At 59.3% G+C, this 18,406-nt stretch carries 13 protein-coding genes and 1 tRNA gene; 4 read left to right on the top strand and 10 right to left on the bottom strand.

The features are described from left to right. The first annotated feature begins 69 nt into the window (after nucleotides 1–69). Nucleotides 70–963, top strand: a complete 894-nt coding sequence (locus RAS12_RS20970) for a DMT family transporter (RefSeq protein WP_306951549.1) — start codon at nucleotides 70–72, stop codon at nucleotides 961–963. A 19-nt stretch (nucleotides 964–982) separates the two neighbouring features. Here RAS12_RS20970 and RAS12_RS20965 read toward each other — a convergent pair whose 3' ends face one another. The 5 genes from RAS12_RS20965 to RAS12_RS20945 all read right to left on the bottom strand — a co-directional run bounded on the left by RAS12_RS20965 (nucleotide 983) and on the right by RAS12_RS20945 (nucleotide 4,753). Continuing rightward, a complete protein-coding gene (locus RAS12_RS20965) occupies nucleotides 983–2,179 on the bottom strand; it encodes an aminotransferase class V-fold PLP-dependent enzyme (RefSeq protein ID WP_306939818.1) in 1,197 nt (398 codons plus the stop codon). 52 nt (nucleotides 2,180–2,231) lie between these two features. Further along, nucleotides 2,232–2,705, bottom strand: a complete 474-nt coding sequence (locus RAS12_RS20960; RefSeq protein ID WP_306939816.1) for a RidA family protein — start codon at nucleotides 2,703–2,705, stop codon at nucleotides 2,232–2,234. Nucleotides 2,706–2,827: 122 nt separating this feature from the next. Next, the gene (locus RAS12_RS20955) at nucleotides 2,828–3,736 is read right to left on the bottom strand and encodes a LysR substrate-binding domain-containing protein (protein WP_306939815.1); all 909 of its coding nucleotides are present in this window, start codon (nucleotides 3,734–3,736) and stop codon (nucleotides 2,828–2,830) included. 158 nt (nucleotides 3,737–3,894) lie between these two features. Further along, nucleotides 3,895–3,970, bottom strand: a tRNA-Asn gene (locus RAS12_RS20950). A 129-nt stretch (nucleotides 3,971–4,099) separates the two neighbouring features. Further along, complete coding sequence (locus tag RAS12_RS20945; protein ID WP_306939813.1) at nucleotides 4,100–4,753, bottom strand: response regulator; 654 nt, start codon at nucleotides 4,751–4,753, stop codon at nucleotides 4,100–4,102. A gap of 597 nt (nucleotides 4,754–5,350) precedes the next feature. On the opposite strand from RAS12_RS20945, the gene RAS12_RS20940 reads away from it, so the two are divergent. Together RAS12_RS20940 and RAS12_RS20935 are read left to right on the top strand one after the other, a co-directional pair. After that, nucleotides 5,351–6,934, top strand: a complete 1,584-nt coding sequence (locus tag RAS12_RS20940; protein ID WP_306939811.1) for a ShlB/FhaC/HecB family hemolysin secretion/activation protein — start codon at nucleotides 5,351–5,353, stop codon at nucleotides 6,932–6,934. A 71-nt stretch (nucleotides 6,935–7,005) separates the two neighbouring features. Then, entirely contained in the window at nucleotides 7,006–10,215 is a 3,210-nt protein-coding gene (locus RAS12_RS20935) for a two-partner secretion domain-containing protein (RefSeq protein WP_306939810.1), read from the top strand. 96 nt (nucleotides 10,216–10,311) lie between these two features. On the opposite strand, the gene RAS12_RS20930 is transcribed toward RAS12_RS20935, so the two are convergent. From RAS12_RS20930 to RAS12_RS20910, 5 genes are all read right to left on the bottom strand, one after another. After that, on the bottom strand, nucleotides 10,312–11,541 hold the full coding sequence (locus RAS12_RS20930) for a fimbrial protein (protein ID WP_306939808.1): 1,230 nt from the start codon (nucleotides 11,539–11,541) through the stop codon (nucleotides 10,312–10,314). Between the two features lie 60 nt (nucleotides 11,542–11,601). Further along, a complete protein-coding gene (locus RAS12_RS20925) occupies nucleotides 11,602–12,381 on the bottom strand; it encodes a fimbrial biogenesis chaperone (RefSeq protein ID WP_306939805.1) in 780 nt (259 codons plus the stop codon). After that, nucleotides 12,378–14,933, bottom strand: a complete 2,556-nt coding sequence (locus tag RAS12_RS20920; protein WP_306939803.1) for a fimbria/pilus outer membrane usher protein — start codon at nucleotides 14,931–14,933, stop codon at nucleotides 12,378–12,380. Before RAS12_RS20920 ends, RAS12_RS20925 begins: the two co-directional genes overlap by 4 nt. Before the next feature lie 163 nt (nucleotides 14,934–15,096). Next, the gene (locus RAS12_RS20915; RefSeq protein WP_306939801.1) at nucleotides 15,097–15,813 is read right to left on the bottom strand and encodes a fimbrial biogenesis chaperone; all 717 of its coding nucleotides are present in this window, start codon (nucleotides 15,811–15,813) and stop codon (nucleotides 15,097–15,099) included. Nucleotides 15,814–15,859: 46 nt separating this feature from the next. Beyond that, complete coding sequence (locus RAS12_RS20910; protein WP_306939800.1) at nucleotides 15,860–16,435, bottom strand: fimbrial protein; 576 nt, start codon at nucleotides 16,433–16,435, stop codon at nucleotides 15,860–15,862. A 357-nt stretch (nucleotides 16,436–16,792) separates the two neighbouring features. On the opposite strand from RAS12_RS20910, the gene RAS12_RS20905 reads away from it, so the two are divergent. Further along, entirely contained in the window at nucleotides 16,793–18,181 is a 1,389-nt protein-coding gene (locus tag RAS12_RS20905; protein ID WP_306939798.1) for a GntP family permease, read from the top strand. Nucleotides 18,182–18,406: the final 225 nt, after the last annotated feature.

The following is an 18,406-nucleotide window of genomic DNA, read 5'->3' as shown; positions in this document are numbered from 1 at the left end:
ACACTGGTAGTCCGGCTGGCCGTATGAATGGCCAGCGTCATGTCCCCAATTCTTGCCGCGCATCGCATCGTGAATCTCTTTCTGTACTTTCTGACTGTCGTTATCTGGGGCACCACCTGGATTGCCATCAAGCTTCAACTGGGCGTGGTGGCGATTCCCGTGTCCATTTTTTATCGCTTTGCGTTAGCGGGCCTGGTGTTGTTTGTGGCTTTGCTGCTGGCCCGAAAGCTGCAAAAGATGGACCGGCGCGCGCATGCGCTGTGCGTGGGCCAAGGGCTGTGCCTGTTCTGTTTGAACTTTCTGTGTTTCTACACGGCAACGCAGTGGATACCCAGCGGCCTGGTCTCGGTGGTGTTTTCGGCAGCAACCTTGTGGAATGCGCTCAATGCTCGCTTGTGGTTTGGTACCCGGGTGGCGCCGCGCGTGATGGTGGCGGGAGTGTTTGGATTTTCGGGCCTGGTGCTCTTGTTCTGGCCGGAACTCGCCAGCCAGCAGGCCAGCCATGAAACGCTCTTGGGCCTGGGTTTCGCCTTGTTGGGCACGTTTTGTTTTTCCACCGGCAACATGCTGTCGTCCTTGCAGCAGCGCGCCGGCATCCGGCCGCTGACGGGCAATGCGTACAGCATGCTGTATGGCGCTGCGATCCTGCTGGCGGGTTGCACGGTGGCAGGCGTGCCGTTCCGCTTCGACACGTCATCCGCCTACGTCGGTGCCCTGCTCTATCTGGCGATCCCAGGGTCCGTCATCGGCTTTACCGCCTATCTGACCCTGGTGGGGCGCATGGGACCTGCCCGCGCCGCGTATTGCACGGTGCTGTTTCCCGTCGTAGCGTTAACCGTCTCTACGGTGGCCGAGGGTTATCAGTGGACCCCAGCCGCTTTCGCGGGTCTGGGGTTGGTGATGTTCGGCAACCTGCTGGTGTTTACGAAGTGGTCGCCGTTCAAGGCCCACGTCGCTGCGTAGCGACGGCGGGCGTGCGGTTTCAGCGAGTCAGCTGCCGCAACGCATCCAGCAAGCGGCGCACCTCGGCATCAGTGGTCAGGTAGCTGACCGACGCTCTTGCGATCTGCGTGAGTCCGCGTGCCTGCATGTCCAGCGGGGTATAGGGCACGCCGTTACTGCCGATGGTGATGCCCTCTGCCGCCAGGGCGCGTTGCACGGCAACGGCATCGTGGCCGGCCAGATTGAAGGCCACCAGTCCGGATTGTTCACGCCCCTGATCCAGCACCGTGATACCTGGAATAGCCGCCAGTTCGGTACGCAGGGTCTGGGCCGTGGCAGCAATAGTGGCGCGGATGGAGTCCAGGCCGATGTCCAGGGCTTCCTGCAAGGCGTTGGCCAGGCCGCAACGAAGGGCCAGCGAATTCTCGGCTGATTCCATACGCGCGGCGTCCTGGCGCAGCATGGGCTGGCCTTCCGCGCCCAGCGGCGCGGAATAGGTATCCACAAAGGCGGGCGTAATCTGGTCCAGAAATGCACGCCGGACGTATAACAGGCCCGTGCCGCGCGGGCCGCGCAAGGCTTTGCGGCCGGGGGCGGTCAATACGTCGCAAGCGATCGCCTCGACATCGACGGGCAATTGGCCCACGGCTTGGGCGGCGTCGACGAAATAAGGAATGCCGTGCTGGCGGGCCACGCGTCCGACCGCAGCAGCCGGGTTGATCAGACCGCCATTGGCGGGCAACCAAGTCAACGCTATCAAGCGCACGCGGTCGTCCAGCATGGCGGCCAAGGCATCGGGGTCCACGCAACCGCTGTCGTCTGACGGGATGGTTTCCAGCACTGCGCCGGCGCGCTCCGCCGTGAACCGCATCGTGGCCAGATTGCCGCCCCATTCGTGACGGCCGACCAGGATGCGGTCGCCGGGCCGCCATGGCGGCAGCGCGGCGAAGGCGGCGCCCCAGCCCGCTGAATGTCCAGTGGTCAGCGCGATTTCTTCCGGCTGCGCATTGAGCAGCCTCGCACCCAGCGTGCGTGCGCTTTCGGTCAGCGCACGCGAGGCGACGCCGGCCTCCATCGGTCCTTGCGTGGCTTCACGCTCCAGATGCGCGCGGATGGCTTGCAAGGTCGCCGCGGATGGCAGCGATGAGCCCGCGTGGTTGAAATGAACGCTGTGTTGCGCACCTGGCGTCAGGGCGCGTAGATTGCGGACCGCGTCTGCGGACAAGGGGGCGGGCATACGGAATTCCTAGTCTCGCGCCGGACGGGCGCCCGGCGCGGTCTGTCTCGGATCAGGCTTGCGTCAGGGCGATGACGGCTTCGACTTCCACGGCGACTCCCTGCGGCAAGGACGCCACGCCGACGGCGCTGCGCGCATGACGGCCGGCATCGCCGAACACTTCTACCATCAGGTCGGACGCGCCGTTGGCGATGGCGCTCTGGCGGTTGAATTCAGGCGTGCTGGCCACAAAAACGCCCAGGCGCACGACACGCGCAACCCGGTCCAGCTTGTCGCCGGTGGCGGCGGCGATCTGGGACAGGAGGCCAAGCGCAGATAGCCGTGCTGCTTCTACGCCGTCGGCATCCGACACCTGATTCCCCAGTTGGCCCAGATGAGCGGCCTTGCCGTTCTTGCGCGAGATCTGGCCCGAGATGTAGAGCAGATTCCCTTCCAACACATAGGGGACGTAATTGGCGGCAGGGGCGGCGGCGGCTTCCAGGGCCAGGCCCAGTTCGGCCACGCGGCCGGAGATCGTGCGGGTCATATTGGTTCACCTGAGTGGGAAAGTTGAAGGGGCAAGCGTTGATGCTATCGGTACCGGCGGCAGGTGACCAATCAATTCTTGCCCTGTACGCATGAGCAAAACTAATGCGTCTTCGGGGAACCCTATGCGCCGGATGTTGACCCCGTTTCCTTTAGCCAGTCATGCAGCGCCTGAGCTGCGGCGCTGGGTGTGCCGCGCGGCGTGACGAACCACCATCCAATGCGGGGATCGTCCAGCACCGCGTCAGGCAACACCTCCACCAGCGCGCCGCTGGCCAAGAAAGAAGCAATCAACCGGTGCCGGCCCATCGCTAGTCCCTGTCCCGCTATCGCGGCTTCGATGACGATGTTGTAGTCGTGCAAATGCACGGTTTGCGCGGGGCCCAAGTCCATGCCGAAACGCCTTGCCCAGGCGTCCCATTCAAACGGCTGCTGGGCGTGCGAGGTCAGGATGGGATGGCGCAGCAAGTCTGCGGGCGTGCGCGGACGCCGGCGGTCCGCGATCAAGGCGGGGGCGCAGACGACGGACAGCCGCTCCGTCATCAGCAGGCGGGATTTCACGCCAGGCCATGCGCCACGGCCGTAGCGGATGGCCACATCCACCTCTCCGCCTGCCACGTCGGCCAGTCCGATATCGGGCTGCAGTTGCAGATCGATGCCGGGATGTTCAGCGGCAAAGTCCGGCAGGCGCGGCGCGAGCCAGCGCGTGGCAAACGACGCCAGCAATCCGACTTTCAGCGTGCTGCGTGTTGCGGCCGGGGCGCGAATTACGTCGGTGCCCTTGCGCAACAGTTCGAAGGCGGTATGCACATGTTCGAAGTACGTCTGACCCGCAGGCGTCAACGCCACGGCGCGCGTGCGCCGTTCAAACAGCGCGATGCCCAGCTCGGCTTCCAGACGCTGAATATGGTGGCTGATAGCGCTTTGCGTGACGAATAGTTCCTGCGCCGCGAGCGAAAAGCTCAGGCGCCGTGCTGCCGCTTCAAAAGCGCGCAGTGAAACCAGAGCAGGCAGGGATCGCGTGGAACGCATGGTGATCGGACGTGAAGGCGCGAAGAGAAGATGCGCGTCATCCTACGCCCAGAAGGCCGCAATGCAAGAACCCACAATGCAAAAAGCCCGCAATCAAGTTGCGGGCTTTTTTAGGGGTACTGCGAGCAATGCCGGAAAAGAATGCATTGCCAAATTCTTGGCTCCCCGAGCTGGGCTCGAACCAGCGACCTGCGGATTAACAGTCCGTCGCTCTACCGACTGAGCTATCGGGGAACAGGTAGAGGGGGCGAATTATGCACAAAAATTCGAAAGAATGCAAAGCGGCCTGAAAACGCCCGGGAGCCGGGCCGCCTGCCCCCATGCGCTTGCCGCATCCTGCGGCACCCGGGGCTCGTCCAAGCGTCACAAGAACGAGGCGTCGAACGCATCCCCCTGAAGCACGGTCTTGAACAGGTCCACATCACTAGCCACACCTAGCTTTTTCATCGCGCTGCGTTTTTGGGAACTGACCGTTTGCACGCTGCGATGCAGAATATCTGCGATTTCGCTAATGGTGGTGCCTGAGCAGAATAGCCGGACGATTTCGGATTCGCGTGGCGTCAATCGTTCCCGGTCTTTTGCCAGAAAATTGATCAGCAAAGAGTCCTTAATCGTGGGCGAATAATATTGTGTGCCGCGATGTGCCGCGAATACCGCCTGCGTCAGATGTTCGGTGGAATCTCGTTTATTAACGATGCAATTCACGCCCTGCTTCACAATCGCCCAGACAAGCGCCGAGCCGTTAACCATGGTGTAAATAACGATTTTCAGTCGGGGATAATGGCGGCGCAAATAAGAGATCAACACCAGGCCATCGCCATATTTGCCGCCAGGCATGCTGTAGTCAGCCACCAGCACATCAATGGACCGGTCATTCAGCATTTCCATCAGATCTGTTGAGTTCGAGCAGTGTCCCTCCACGGAAAGGTCGTGGCTACGGCTTAATTCGGATGATATTCCGAGCGCCACCATTGGGTGATCATCCGCCAAACCCACGCGTATGCTCAGATCTGCCACTGTCATTCCCCAAAAAATAAAATTATCTCAATAAAAACCAGCGTGAATGGTCACTAATCATTCGGCGACGATCGCGCGTCAGCATCATTGGTTGGTGCCCTATTCTCAAACATCTTGGGGCATGCGCGGTAAATCGATTAGGTTTCCTATTTATATCTGAAAAAAGACAGGTAATTTTCATATTTATCTTAGAAGAATTTCAGATTTATATGGGATACGTGTTTGTGCTCGGCACGTATAGTCACTTCGATATGCAATCGAACGTTGCCAAAATAAAAACACTCTGCTGTTTATCCGCCTAAAACCGTCTGGTTTTCAAGCGCTTCACCTACCAAGTAAGTGAATCACAGAGCGGCAGTGTCTCGATTCCATTCCGGAAACTAAGACGAAAAATAGGACGGATGCCCGGCCGGGTATCCGCGGATCGTGAATAAAAATAATCAACTAGCCGTGTCCAGGCGCATTCCAACGCCTTGTCTGCACAGAGTTTTTCCACGTATACCCGCCCGCCGCGCCGCTCGAACTTTTATCTCAGGCATTGCGCTCTTTGCCACCACACTGCTCGCGAACGCGCAGATTCCCGACGCAGGCCGCGCCATGCGGGAAATCGAATCCACGTTGCCGGCATTGGGCCCCGCATCCTCGGAGCCCAAGCTTATTGTTCCGTCAGCAGAACCCTCCGCCGGCACTTCATCGGATGATGACGATTCTCCGCGTGTGCGGGTCGCGGCGTTTGTCATCAGCGGCGTCCACGTTTTTGACGATGCGACGTTGCAGTCCCTATTGCGCGATCTGGAACAGACGGACCAAGATCTTGATGGTCTTCGCGCCGCTACCGCCCGCATCACGGACTACTACCGCCGCCACGGCTACTTGTTGGCGCGTGCCTATTTGCCGCCGCAAGGCGTCGAGGACGGCAAGGTCAAAATTATCGTGCTCGAGGGTGTGTACGACGGGGTGGCGATCGATAACAACAGCCGCGTGCAAGATTCTGTGTTGCGCCGGATGCTTGCTCCGCTCAAGGCAGGACAGGCCGTGCACCTTGAGGAACTGGATGATCGGCTAGCGCGGATCAACGACCTGCCCGGGCTCAACATACAAGGCACGCTGCGGCCCGGATCTTTGCCAGGGTCCACCGAGTTGCTGTTGCAGGCCGAGCCTGGGCCGCTGATATCTGGCAGCGTGGACGCCGATAACTTTGGTGGCTACTACACGGGTGAGTACCGCTTGAGCGGCAGCTTGAACCTGAACAATCCGCTGCGTCTGGGCGATCAACTCAACTTGCGAGTGCTGGGCAGCGACAAAAAGCAGCGCTATTACCACGCCGCCTATCAGATCCCGTTCGGGCCTTCGGCCACGAAACTAGGCGTTAGCGTATCTGAGATGCGCTATGAGCTGGGTCGAGACTTTTCCATTCTTGAAGCCAATGGCCAGGCGCGCATTTCTACGCTGTTTATTCAGCATCCCTGGTTGCGCGGCAGATCCTTGAGTCTTCAAACGCAGCTTCAGTACGAGGACAAGTCCATGCGCGACAACATGGATGTTTTCGGCATCAGCAACCGCAAGCGCATCGGCCTCTGGACTCTGTCGGTCAACGGCACTGCCGAAGATGCGTGGCTGGGTGGGGGCCGCAGCGCGGCCTATCTGTCCTACTCCACGGGCAATCTGCGGTTTGGCGATTCCAACAGCAGGACGGGCGATCGCTTCTACAAGCGCGCGGCAGGCGCATTCAGCAAGGCCAATCTGACCCTGCTGCGGCTGCAGAACCTGCCCGGCCCCTTCTTGTTCCATGGCCTGATCACTGGCCAGCTCCCGTCCAAGAACCTGGACAGTTCTGAGCAGTTCAGTCTGGGCGGGCCATATGGTGTGCGCGCATTCCCTAACGGCGCCGGTTCCGGGGACAAGGGGTGGCAGGCCACCGCCGAGCTGCGCTATATGCCTGCGCCCGGATGGCAGATGGCGATGTTTGTGGACAAGGGCGGCGTACGCATCAACAAGCGTTCCTGGACCCGCGAGACGAGCGGCGTGCAACTCGGCGCTTACGGCGTGAGCCTGACGCAAGCCGGCCCGCAGCACCAGATCACGTTGACCGCAGCGTGGCCTATGCAAGTCCGCAACTACCAGCCGGACGGCCCCAAGCGAGAGCCGCGCATGTGGTTGCAGGCCACCCGCATTTTCTGAAGACCTCATCACGTTTTCGCAGCACCGCGCGCGTAGCGTTCTCGCGCGCGTCACCAACCTGAAGGAAAGCTATGAATAAGTCCTACACCGTTGTCTGGAATGAATCCAAAGGATGCTGGAGCGTTGCCGGTGAGTCCGCCAAACATCGCGGCAAGTCCAGCGTGGGCGGGGTACGCGTGGTTGCCGCCGCCTTGGTAGTGGCAGGCCTGATGGCGCTGATACCGGTGGCAAACGCCTTGCCGACGGGGGCCAAAGTCACCCATGGCACAGCAAGCGTCTTCTCGGCAGATGGCAAGAACTTGGTTATCAACCAGAGCACACCGAAAGCGGTCATCAATTGGAAAGCGTTCGGGGTGGAGACGAATGAAACGGTGACCTTCAATCAGCGTCCGACCGACATGACGCTCAACCAGGTTGCTTTCGGCGGGGCGCAAACCGCCATCAACGGCAAGATCACGGCCCCCGGCAAGATTTTTATCGTCAACCCATCTGGCGTCGTCTTCAACTCCTTAGCCAGTGTCAACGTGGGTAGTTTGGTTGCGTCAACGCAGCCTGTCGACCCCGCTCATTTCTACACGAACACAAGTGGGGCATACGTCTTCGAAGGCGGCGGCTCAGGTGCTGTCGTCAATAATGGCGAAATTTTTGCAGGTGACGGCGGCGATGTGGTGTTGCTTGGCCGCTACGTCAGTAATAGAGGCGCAATTCGAACCAATGGGGGCACTACAGCCCTGGGTGCCGGCAAGAAGTTCACGGTCACAATCGGCAGCGGCTTGCTCAAGTTGCAGGTAAACGCGGCGGATGCTAACGCCGTGGCGGAAAACATGGGCAGCATCCGGGCCGACGGCGGGCAGGTGCTGCTGAGGGCGCGGGCAGATGGCGCTGCCAACATGGTTCACACCGTGGTCAACAATGCGGGCGTGATCGAGGCCAACACGCTGAACGGCACGCGGGGGAGGATCGTGCTGGATGGCGGCTCGCGCGGCGTGGTCGAGGTGGCGGGACGTCTGAGCGCCAGCGCACTGACAGGCCACGGCAACGGCGGCACTGTTGACGCGAAGGGCAGGACGGTTCAGGTGCGCCTGAGCACCGAGGTCGACACGCGTTCGAATAGCGGAGCCACTGGCACCTTCAAGGTGAGTAGCCAGAACGTAAACGTGGAGAACACGACCGTCATCGCCCAACCAACCATTTATGCCGATACGTTGAATGCCAATCTGGCCACCACGAACATTGAGTTGGCTGCTACGAAAGGCAATGTCGTCGTTAATGCCGCAGTGGACTGGAAGAGCGATCACCGCCTTACATTGAATGCCAAAAGCGGCAATAGTGGCGTGACTCGGATCAATGGGATGGTGAACGCATGGGGCAGCAAGGCTGCCTTGAGTCTGTTGGCTGACGAGCGGATTGAATTGAATAATCGGGTGTTTGTCCGCGGTGCGGGTGCCAGCTTGAATGTGCAGACCACCACTGCGGCAGCAGGCTCCGGTGGCGCACCCAACAAGCCGGCCCTCGCCAACTTGGTGCTGTCGCCCGGGCAGCAGTCAGCGGTGACATTGGGCGTGGGCGCGTCGTATGTGTCAAACGGTATTGCGCACACGGTCATCCACAACCAATACCAACTTCAGTCAATCACCAACAATCTGAACGGATATTACGTTCTAGGCAACGGCGTGCTGGGTACGTTCTTTAATTCAATAGGGGGCTCGGGCACATTTGGCGGTGTGTTCGATGGTTTGGGTCATACATTGAAGGGCTTCGCGGTGATCAATGGCGGCAGCAATGTGGGACTGTTTGCGGCCTCTTCGGGGGTGATTCGCAACGTGGCCCTGGACGGCGTATATATTTCACCGGGCAACGCCAATGCCGCAAATATGTCCATCGGCGCTCTAGTCGGCTACAACTCGGGCGTCATCACCAATGTATCGGTCAAGAATGGCCATGTTAATGGCAATAAAGACCGTTCCAATATTGTCGGAGGCTTGGTAGGCACCAATAGCGGCGGCACCATTGATCGCGCTGTTTTCAGCGGTGTGGTGTCAAGCGGAGCTTCCACGCACACCATGGGTGGGCTGGTTGGTCTTAATACGCTGAATATCAACGGCGAAAAGGGCCGTATTCTGAACAGTCAAAGTCATGGCACCGTGAAGGGCGACTTGCAAAGGAGCTATGAGGGCGGAATGGGCGGTCTGGTGGGTGTCAGCCGCTACGGTGACATCCTTGACTCGGCCAGCACCGCCAACGTGGCAACGTCGAGTGCGCATGTCAACGTGGGCGGCCTTGTTGGCTATGCGCAGAATAGCGCGCTCACAAACGTTGCCAGCACAGGCGGCGTCAGTGCTGGACCCTCCAGCAACGTGGGCGGCCTGATAGGCCTTTCTGAGAACTCCACCGTTACCCATGCCCGGAGCAGCGGTAAGGTGAAAAGCGAGAACGGCGCCAACACTGGCGGCCTCGTCGGCGTCAACAAGGGAGGAACGATCGGAGAGTCCGAGTCGACTGGCGCTGTCCTGAGCGAAAACGGTCTCAACACGGGCGGTTTGGTCGGTTTGAACAGCGACAGAGGCCAGTTGATTAACGTCAGCGCAAGTGGCTCTGTGCATGATGCTGCCACAGCAGCTTACATAGGTGGGCTGGTAGGCACGAACGGATGGGCAAGCACGATCGTGGATAGCGAGGCCAAGGGCGCGCGAGTCTCGACAACCCGCAGTGCCGCCGGGACGGCCATAGGCGGTCTTGTGGGTTACAACAGCGGCGACGTAAGCTATAGCCTGTCGCGCGTGGCCGACGTATTTGCGGGCGACTCAGCCGCAGTTGGTGGGCTCGTGGGTCATAACACCGGCACCCTTTCGGAAACTAGGTCCATCAGCAATGTCGAGGGTGGGAATTCCAGCAATGTTGGCGGACTCGTTGGCATCAATGCCGGTGAAGTTTCGGGCAATGCGATGGGTAACGTGTACGGCACGCATTCTTCCATCTTGGGTGGTTTGGTGGGTCAGAATCAGGCCGGTGCAACCATCAAGCATTCGAGTGCATCGGGACTCGTAGGAGGCTCGAGAGATACCATCATCTACAACGTCGCAATGGGGGGGCTGGTTGGTATCAACGAAGGTATGGTGCATTCTTCAACGACCAGTAGCCAAGTCAGTACGCGCTATCACCAAAACTCGACCATCGGAGGTTTGGTAGGCAAGAATTACGGAACATTTAAAGGCAATACAACTACCGGGCAAGCCTCGACGATCAATGCGGCGGGGGTTAATCAGGGCACAATTGATTGACGCTTATTAATTGATCCGCTTGCCGGCCCCAAACCTAGGGGCCGGCTAATCCAATGCGGCGGCCATTTGTTGGACGCCGCATTTTTTTGATTATCACTAATCGTAGACGATGCGGAAATTCACCTGGCTATTGGCGGCGCCTGGTTTGACTCCTTCACCCTCCTGATCTATCCGCATGTACCGAGCGGCAAGATCAATACCTGCCGCACTGGCGTCCGCAACGCCGTCAGGCGGAATATCGTCGAACATGTAGGCGGCGCCTACAGACGCACCCTCACCAATCGACAGCGTTTTTTCTGGCTCTTTCGGCCTGACGATAACGATGCCCAGGTTCTTCGCTGTCTTTTCTAGCGGCTCAAGCTTCAGCGCTTGGTAGCCCGGTCCCGATATGACCCCATAGGGCGCATTGAATGAAATCTGCGGTTTGGCACCTTTCACGCATTGACTCACTGACACTCTGAAAGGGGCAGGCGCGCTCAGGGTGCCATTCTTGGGAAAATCACCAACGTTGAATGTGCCCATGTTTACGCGGTGACCGTTGCCGCCAAATTGTGAATCTACGGTGCATGTGACTTTGATTGGAGGCGGCGGTTCGTTCAGGACGTAGAAGATGTCTCTCCAATCGAGCTCTTTTTTCGCGTTGCAAGTATTTTTTGAGTATATGCCCGAGTAGTGGCCGGTATTGATCACAGAATCAGCGATCGGGGGGGTATCTTGGAATTGTGACACCCATCCCTCTAGCGTCGTCGCCTCGTAGCCCTTGGCGAAACCCGTGACTTCGTGCTTACCCGTCTCAACAGTGCCTGTCACAATCAGTTCCGCCAACAGGGTAACGTCCCTATTGAAACTGGCGTTAGGCGCTTCGGAAACTTGCGTTCGGATGATATCGGCAAACAGCAGGGTGGTTTTTCCAGATGGCTGAATCATTATTGGCAGTGATCTGTCGGCAGTCGTAATACGAAGACTTATCCCCTGCACGTTCGTGGGAAATATTGGGCTGATGCCAGACTTGGTGTTCCAGCGTGCGCCATAGAGCAGGTAGGATGCGCCGGGCGCCGGCACCCGGGTACCGTATTTGTAGTTGGCCGATAGGCTAATCGTTCGAAAAGCCACAATGTTGCCGAGCGTGGCTGCATTATCCCGGGCCCTCCAAGGGATGAGGTTTGATGACCCTTCACCGGGCTTGTCAATCTTGCATAAGTTAGCGTAATAATTTGCCAAATCCGCCTTGGCCAGTCCTGGTCCAGCGAGCAAGGCGGCCGCAATCAGCAGGCCCGCCCAATGTTGCGGCAGTGCGGTGGCGTGAAGTGGGAAGCGGTCTGTCATTGCTAATCCTCCGTGGTGTTGCGCCTTAAGGTATGCACCTGGGCGCGCAGGCGGCCAAGATCACAATCCTTCGGGGATCAGCCCGAGTGTTGCGCTGCCCGGTGCGGGCAGGCCAAAATCGTCGACCGCTTCATAGGTCAGCCGTGTGCCGTTTGCCCGCGGTGCCGCCGTGATTGCAGGCAATTCAAATCGGCTGGTGGAAAAGGGCAAGATGTTCAGGTTCTTGAGTACCACCGGCTTGTGCGTGGCGCTTAACGTCACGGTCGTCAGGGATACGGTATAGGGGGTGGGGTTCTGGGCCTCAAGGAATGGCGCCAAGCCCTTCGGGCCGCTGCCGGGCAATACACGCCATCGGATCTGTGCCGGCGCAAGCTTGGGATCGCCCGGCAGGCCCGCAGGCCGGTACAGAACCTTCATGACCGAGGTCAAGGCGATGCGCAACACGGCGTCATCGGTTTGTCCTGCGGGCAGATGCAGAAAGTTGATCCAGAAAACAGACTCGCGATCTTTTGGCAGCGCTTCACCGGTATGACGAAGTTGCAAGGCCTTTTTTTCCGCGGGCTCCAGCCGGAGCAATGGCGGCAACAGGATGAACGGCAAGCGCAGCTCGCTAAGGTCTTGTCCTGGTTCACCATGGTCCAGCCAGGTCTGCACCAATATGGGATGTTGGCCCGTATTGCGCACTCTGATGAGGACGGACTTCTCCTGCGCGGGATAGATGAAGCGGGTAGCTTCGATTTCCAGTCCCGCCATTGCTGCAGGAACCGCCAGGCAGCCAAGCAGGATGCTGCCAAGCCGGCATCGCCAACGTCCGGTGCGGCGCCACGGAAATGGAATCATCGCGAGGCCACCGGCGCAGGCACGCGTGGGGCCGCAGGCATGGGCATGCAGGTCAGCGTCAACATGACGTAGCCGTCCTGCTTGCCCGGCTCTTGCTGCGGCAAGGCGTAAGAGATCAGACACTGCTGTTCCGGCTTGGGTCCCCATGCCACCCTGGCCATGCCCTGCTCTGACGGCGTACGCATGACGATGCGGCTGCCTTGCCCGACTCCGCCTAGGGCCTCACCGCTGTCCGCGTCGAACACTTCGGCGCCAAAGGGCAGCGTGCCGCCATTTTGGAGCCTGCCGTCGACCAAGACCAGGCGGGCCTTGCGGGTGGGATACGACAGCAGCACCACGGCGCCAGCGGTAGGCGCAATGCTGCGGGAACTGGCCAGCAGTTCGATATCGTCAGACATCTCACCTGGGTTGAGCTCGACCGTATTGAGCCGGTAAGGGGATAGGCTTGTGACCAGCCCATAACCCCGGCTATCGATCCGGCTCGAACCGGAAGAGATCGCTGCGTCTTCAGCATCTGGCGCGTACAGCAAGCCTACCGTTTCACCCATCATGGGCGCAAACGTGATGCCGCCGCGGTGCGCCAGTACGCTGCCCGATGCTTGCAAAGTGCCTTGGCGATATCCCCTGCCCTGCGACACGCTAGCGCCCAGATGGGCGACCGAGGTCAGATAGTTCAGACTGCCACTGGCAGAGCGGGCGCCTTCGCGGCCACTGCGTGCAGCAGAGATCGCATAGCTCAGATCGCGGCTCTCGCCCAAGCTGCCGCCGACGCCCGTTGAGATCGTGGAGCCGCTGTCGCTGTCATTGCTGATAAACGTGTTGAGTACGGGGGCATTGCCAGACGTGGCGCGCCCTAGAGGAATAGAGATGTTGAAGGTCATCAGCGTGTTCTTGTAGCGGCCCGGCGCGTACGTCGCGCTACCCGGGTAGGCGCTTTGTGTCCGCTGCACACTGATCGAGTAGAACGTGTTGCGCCATTGGTTGGAATATCCCAGGCTGTAGCTCATCATGCTGTCGCCGTGTTTCCAATATTGCTGGGCCGATCCATTCGCAAAAATCACGCCGCTGGCCGAGCCGAGGTTTTGACTGATATTGACGTCAAGACGATGGCGCATGCTGCCCAAATTGGTATAACTGCTGGTCTGGTTCGTAGAACGTAACGCGAGCGCGTCGCTGAAGCCGATGTAGCCAGGGGTGGAATAGCGATACGCCAACAACGAGAAGTTGGTGCCGCTGTTCGGCAGGTTTTTGCTATAGGTTGCGCGGTAACTGGCGCCCGAGGTCGAGCCGCCGCCCGGAAGATTCGCCGACGCCAGGGTCAAGTCTCCGCTGATCGCGCCAATGGCCGTATTCATTGCCAGTCCGCCCATTGCAGAGCGGTAGTGTTCGCTTAAGGCCAATCCCCCAAAGCCGGTGAACCGATCGCTTAGCCCGACCCGCAACATGCCCTCGAAAATGCTCTGCCCGCTGCTCTGGTTGAGCGCGGACATGGCGCGTCCCACGGACACCGAATAGCGAGAGGTGCCAGGGCGCAGCAACTCGACTCCCGTGGCAAAGGGCACGACAAAATGGCGTTCTGAGCCATCGGCCTCGGTTACCGTAACGGTCAGGTCGCCGCCATAACTGGCGGCAGGAAGATCGTCCAGCGCAAAGGGGCCGGCGGGTACCGTGACTTCGTAGATAAGATAGCCGCGCTGCCGGACCGACACCGTGGCATTGCTGGTGGCGGTGCCGCGCACAACGGGCGCATAGGTGCGCTGGCGCGCCGGCAGCATGCGTTCGTCGCTGCTTAGCCTGAACCCACGAAACGACACGGCGTCGAAGTACGTGCCATCGGTGGAGATCTCTCCGATTTGGAACTGAGAGCGCCAGGGGGCAACCTCGGTAGTGGCGTAGAGCTGTCCGCGTTGATACGATGCGCCGCCCGCCGATGACCAGGTCAGCGTGCCGTACTGGCGCAGCCGCCAGGCGCCCACATTCAATCCTGAGGTCAGTCCGGCATAGCCGCGAGAACTGCGCCCGGCGCTGGTTTGCGTAGTGCCCAGGTTGGCGTTGTAGTTCAAGCGCCCTGCCGTGACGCCCTTGTCCCAGGAGGATGGGTCAATCGCGTTGTCGGACAGCCCCGAGTCGAGGTAGTAGGTGGGTATCGTGAGGTACAGCTGTTGTTCGCCGATGTCTGTTTTGACGACTGCCCCCGGAACGAACAGGGCCAGATCTTCGCAAACCCCGTCATCGCTTAGGGGTTCACGGCCGTTTTCAGCGCTGAAACGCGCGCTTTTCTGCACGTCCACGCCCGCGCGCAGCAGAAAGTTGATGTTGTAGCAAGGCTGTGCGCTCAGATCACTGTCTGCGGCACGATACGTAATTTCCTGGGTGCCGCGCCATCTTCCGTTGACGTAGATTTCCAGCTGATACTTGCCGGGCGCGATATAGCCCGCTTTTTCGAAGCGGGATAAATCTATCGACTCGATGCCAATGCCCTGGACCAGGGTCGCCGCATCGAAGCGCACGACCCGGTTGCCGCCTTCGGCGTTGATGTTTTCGGCTTTCACGCCCGCGATGGGTGTCAAAGTAAGGCAGGCTACCAATAGCTTCGGTAGCACACCGTGGCCGGATGTATTGTGGCGACGACGTTCGGCAAGTGCCCTCGCCTGCGCGATTGCCTGCATTGCTTCATTCCAATGTGTCCGCAAATTACGAATGTGCGTGATGCCTTTAATTCGACAAAGGCCGCTCCAGCGTGATTTGCGCTCCGTAATCGGTGATGATCGTGTACTGAATGCGCGCGTGGCCCGGCAGTTGCACACCCTTTGGCAGCTTGAAGTACTCGCTTGAATAGGGCGCGACCATGCCGTTGCCTATCAAGGTTGCCTTCTGGTTTATCAGAGCCTTGATGGACGCAAAAGACACGTGGTACGGGGTGGGGTTCTTGACCTCTAGTGCGGTGTCTGCGGCGCGTCCGGTCGTTCGCCAGGTGAGTGGCTCGGGCGCATCTTCCACTTCGCTGGGAAGGCCTGCCGGCCGAAAGAACAGCTTGATACGCGTTCTGAACGAAAAGCCTGCCGCTGCAGTGGCGTTCGAACTTGGCGCAGATTCCAACACGTTGAGATAAAAGAGGCTCTCGCGGTCATCCGGCAAGTGCGTCTTGTTGTACATCAGGCGAATGACGATGCTGGAACTGGGATCAATACGCGCGATGGCGGGCGACACAATAAATGGCACAGCCATTTCGGAAGGCAAAACACTGACCCGGCCGTCATCCACCCAGACCTGAGCCAACATCGGAATAGCCCCGTTGTTGACCGCGCGTATCGTCACATCCTTGGCATTGGACGGATAGACGACGCGTGTCCCCATCAGTACCAGCGCGGCCTGTGACGCACTGATGTCCGCTGCCCAGGCCATGACGCCAGCCGCAAGAATTGAACTCACTTTCCGCACTACTGGCGCCATGGTTGTCATCGCAGTCGCCAGCCTTTTAGTTGTACACAACCATGAAGGGGATAATCGATACGGCAGGCCCGGTGGTGACGGACCCCTCGCCCCTGACGTAGTGGGCGGTAAATTTCAGTTCAGCCGTGCCGCCGTCTGCCGCGATGACGGCTTTCTGAGGATCTGTTTCTCCTCTGCTCAAATTGATTTTTTCATCACCCGAGGCGGTTACGTTGTTGATTTGGATTCGTACCCCCCTCGCGCTACCCGTCAAACCTGCAAGGTTCAGCGTGCCCGAAGGGCCGTCGATATTCTGCGAGGTTGTGTCGAATGCAATCGATACGCTGGTGTCTTTAGGGCACGTGCCATCTCCGCCGACTTTGATCGAGAACGGCTTGGCATCGGTCTTGGTAACGGTGTCCGTAAAGAAGCCCTTCACGTACGAACCCAGTTCCACCTCAAGGATGTTGCCCATACCCGGCGCTTGGCCGTTGACGTTGCAAGTGATATCAGAGATTTTTCCTGTGAATCTGACTTGGCCGTCGAATTGCGCGAGGGCCGGCGCGGATGCGGCCAGCAATACGCTAGTCGCAATAAGGGATGCCAAATGATTGAGTTTCATGTGTGGAATTCCGGACACTGGATTAAGAGGTACACCGCCATGCCGGCGGGGTATTCGTGCTGGCGTCAGGCGCGGCGCATCCGTGATCTCTGACTGCCTTTGCTGTCGTGGGTGCCGGTGAGAACCGGGGGCACGAGTCAGCCAACGAAAGAATAGGATTTGTAGGGATAGGAAGCACTGGGAGAAGAACGAAAATGCCTTCGGATTTCTCTTAGTTCTTCTGTAACTGACCAAGCAGCGCTCTTTACGCCCGCGTGATCAATGCCTGCAAGGCATGAGATCAGTTGCGTGAAAGGCCGATCCCTTATCATGGCAGGCGGAAGGCTCGCAACCTCTCTTGTCTTTTTGGGTTCCCCTATGTCCTCGTTCGACATTCAATTGCTGCTCACCGCGTTGGTGAGTGTTTTGGTGCTGGTCGCACTTATCGTTTCGCGGATACGCATGCATCCGCTGTTGGCGCTGCTGATCGTTTCCATCGGCGTCGGCTTTGCCACGGGCATGGAACCCGTAGCCATCGTGAAAAGTCTGACCGATGGCGCGGGCAAGACGCTGGGCGCGGTGGGCGTGGTGATTGCGCTGGGCGCCATGCTGGGCAAGATCCTGGCGGATTCGGGTACGACTGAGCGGCTGGCCAATGCGATCTTGCGTCGCACTCCGGCGCGGATGATTCCATGGGCGATGACGCTAGTGGCGTTTGTCATCGGCATCCCCATGTTTTTCGAAGTGGGTCTGGTGGTAATGCTGCCGCTGATTTTTAGTGTGGCCCGCAAACTGGAGACCCAAGAGCGCTTTAAAGGGTCGGCTTATGTGTACGTGGGTGTGCCCGTAATATCGGCCCTGGCCGCCATGCACGGCATGGTGCCCCCGCACCCCGGCCCGCTCACTGCGATTGCCACCCTGAAAACCACGGTCGGTCCGACCATGATCTATGGCTTTATCGCCGCCCTGCCCGCCATGATTCTTGGCGGCCCGCTGTACGGCGCTTTCATCGCTCCGCGCATGACCACCCGCCCGGACGAGGCCTTGCTCGATCAATTCACAGCCCCGCAGGAAGCTCCCGTCGGCCGCGGTACGCCGAGCGTGGGCTTGGGCATTGTGGCGGCCCTGCTGCCCGCCTTGCTAATGCTGGTGCATGCTGTGGCCGAGATGCTGCTGCCCAAGGATTCCCGCGTGATGCACGTGGCGGCCTTTTTGGGCAACCCGGTGGTCGCGATGTTGCTGGGCGTGCTATTTGCCGCGGTCACTCTGGTCTTTCTACGCGGCGGCGATGCCGAAAAACTGCGTGATTCGCTGGGCAAAAGCTTGAAACCCATTGCGGGCATCATGCTGATCATTGCTGGTGGAGGCGCTTTCCAGCAGGTGCTGACCAGCGCCAAGGTCGGTGATGCCATCGTGCATCTGACGCATCAGTTTGCCTTTCCGCCGTTGATCCTGGGCTGGCTGATCGCCATGCTGCTGTCGGTGTCCACCGGTTCCGCCACGGTGGGTATTGTGGGCGCCGCCGGTTTGCTGGCGCCCTTGGCAGGCTCGGACGCTGCTTTGAATCTGCCGCTGCTAGCGCTGTCGATCGGCTGCGGTTCGCTCTTCTTTAACTATGCCAACCATGCAGGCTTCTGGATGGTGAAAGAGTCGTTCGGCATGACAATGGGCGAAGCCACCAAAACGATATCGGTCGTGCAATCGATTGTGTCGGTGGTTGGCCTGATCATGGTCTTGCTGTTCAACATGCTGCCGGCGCTGGGCTGATAGGGTTCGCGCGATCGCTGAAAAACAAATGCCCAACTGAATAGTTGGGCATTTTTTTAGAGATCAGTTGAGAATTTATGACCAGTTGGGAGCGGGTCGTACAGCCGGATTCATCGATTGCAAAAAGGCTATCGGGGGCGCCTTTCTCTGGATTTATGCGGGAACCATTTTTTTCAGTGGCGATGGGGGACCGGCATCTTCCCGGGCTCCTTGCCGAATGCCCGA

It is taken from the genome of Achromobacter seleniivolatilans, assembly GCF_030864005.1.
Taxonomy (GTDB): Bacteria; Pseudomonadota; Gammaproteobacteria; order Burkholderiales; family Burkholderiaceae_B; genus Achromobacter; species Achromobacter seleniivolatilans.
The sequence above is the reverse complement of the archived record's forward strand: the minus strand, read 5'-3'. Positions and strand labels throughout refer to the sequence as shown.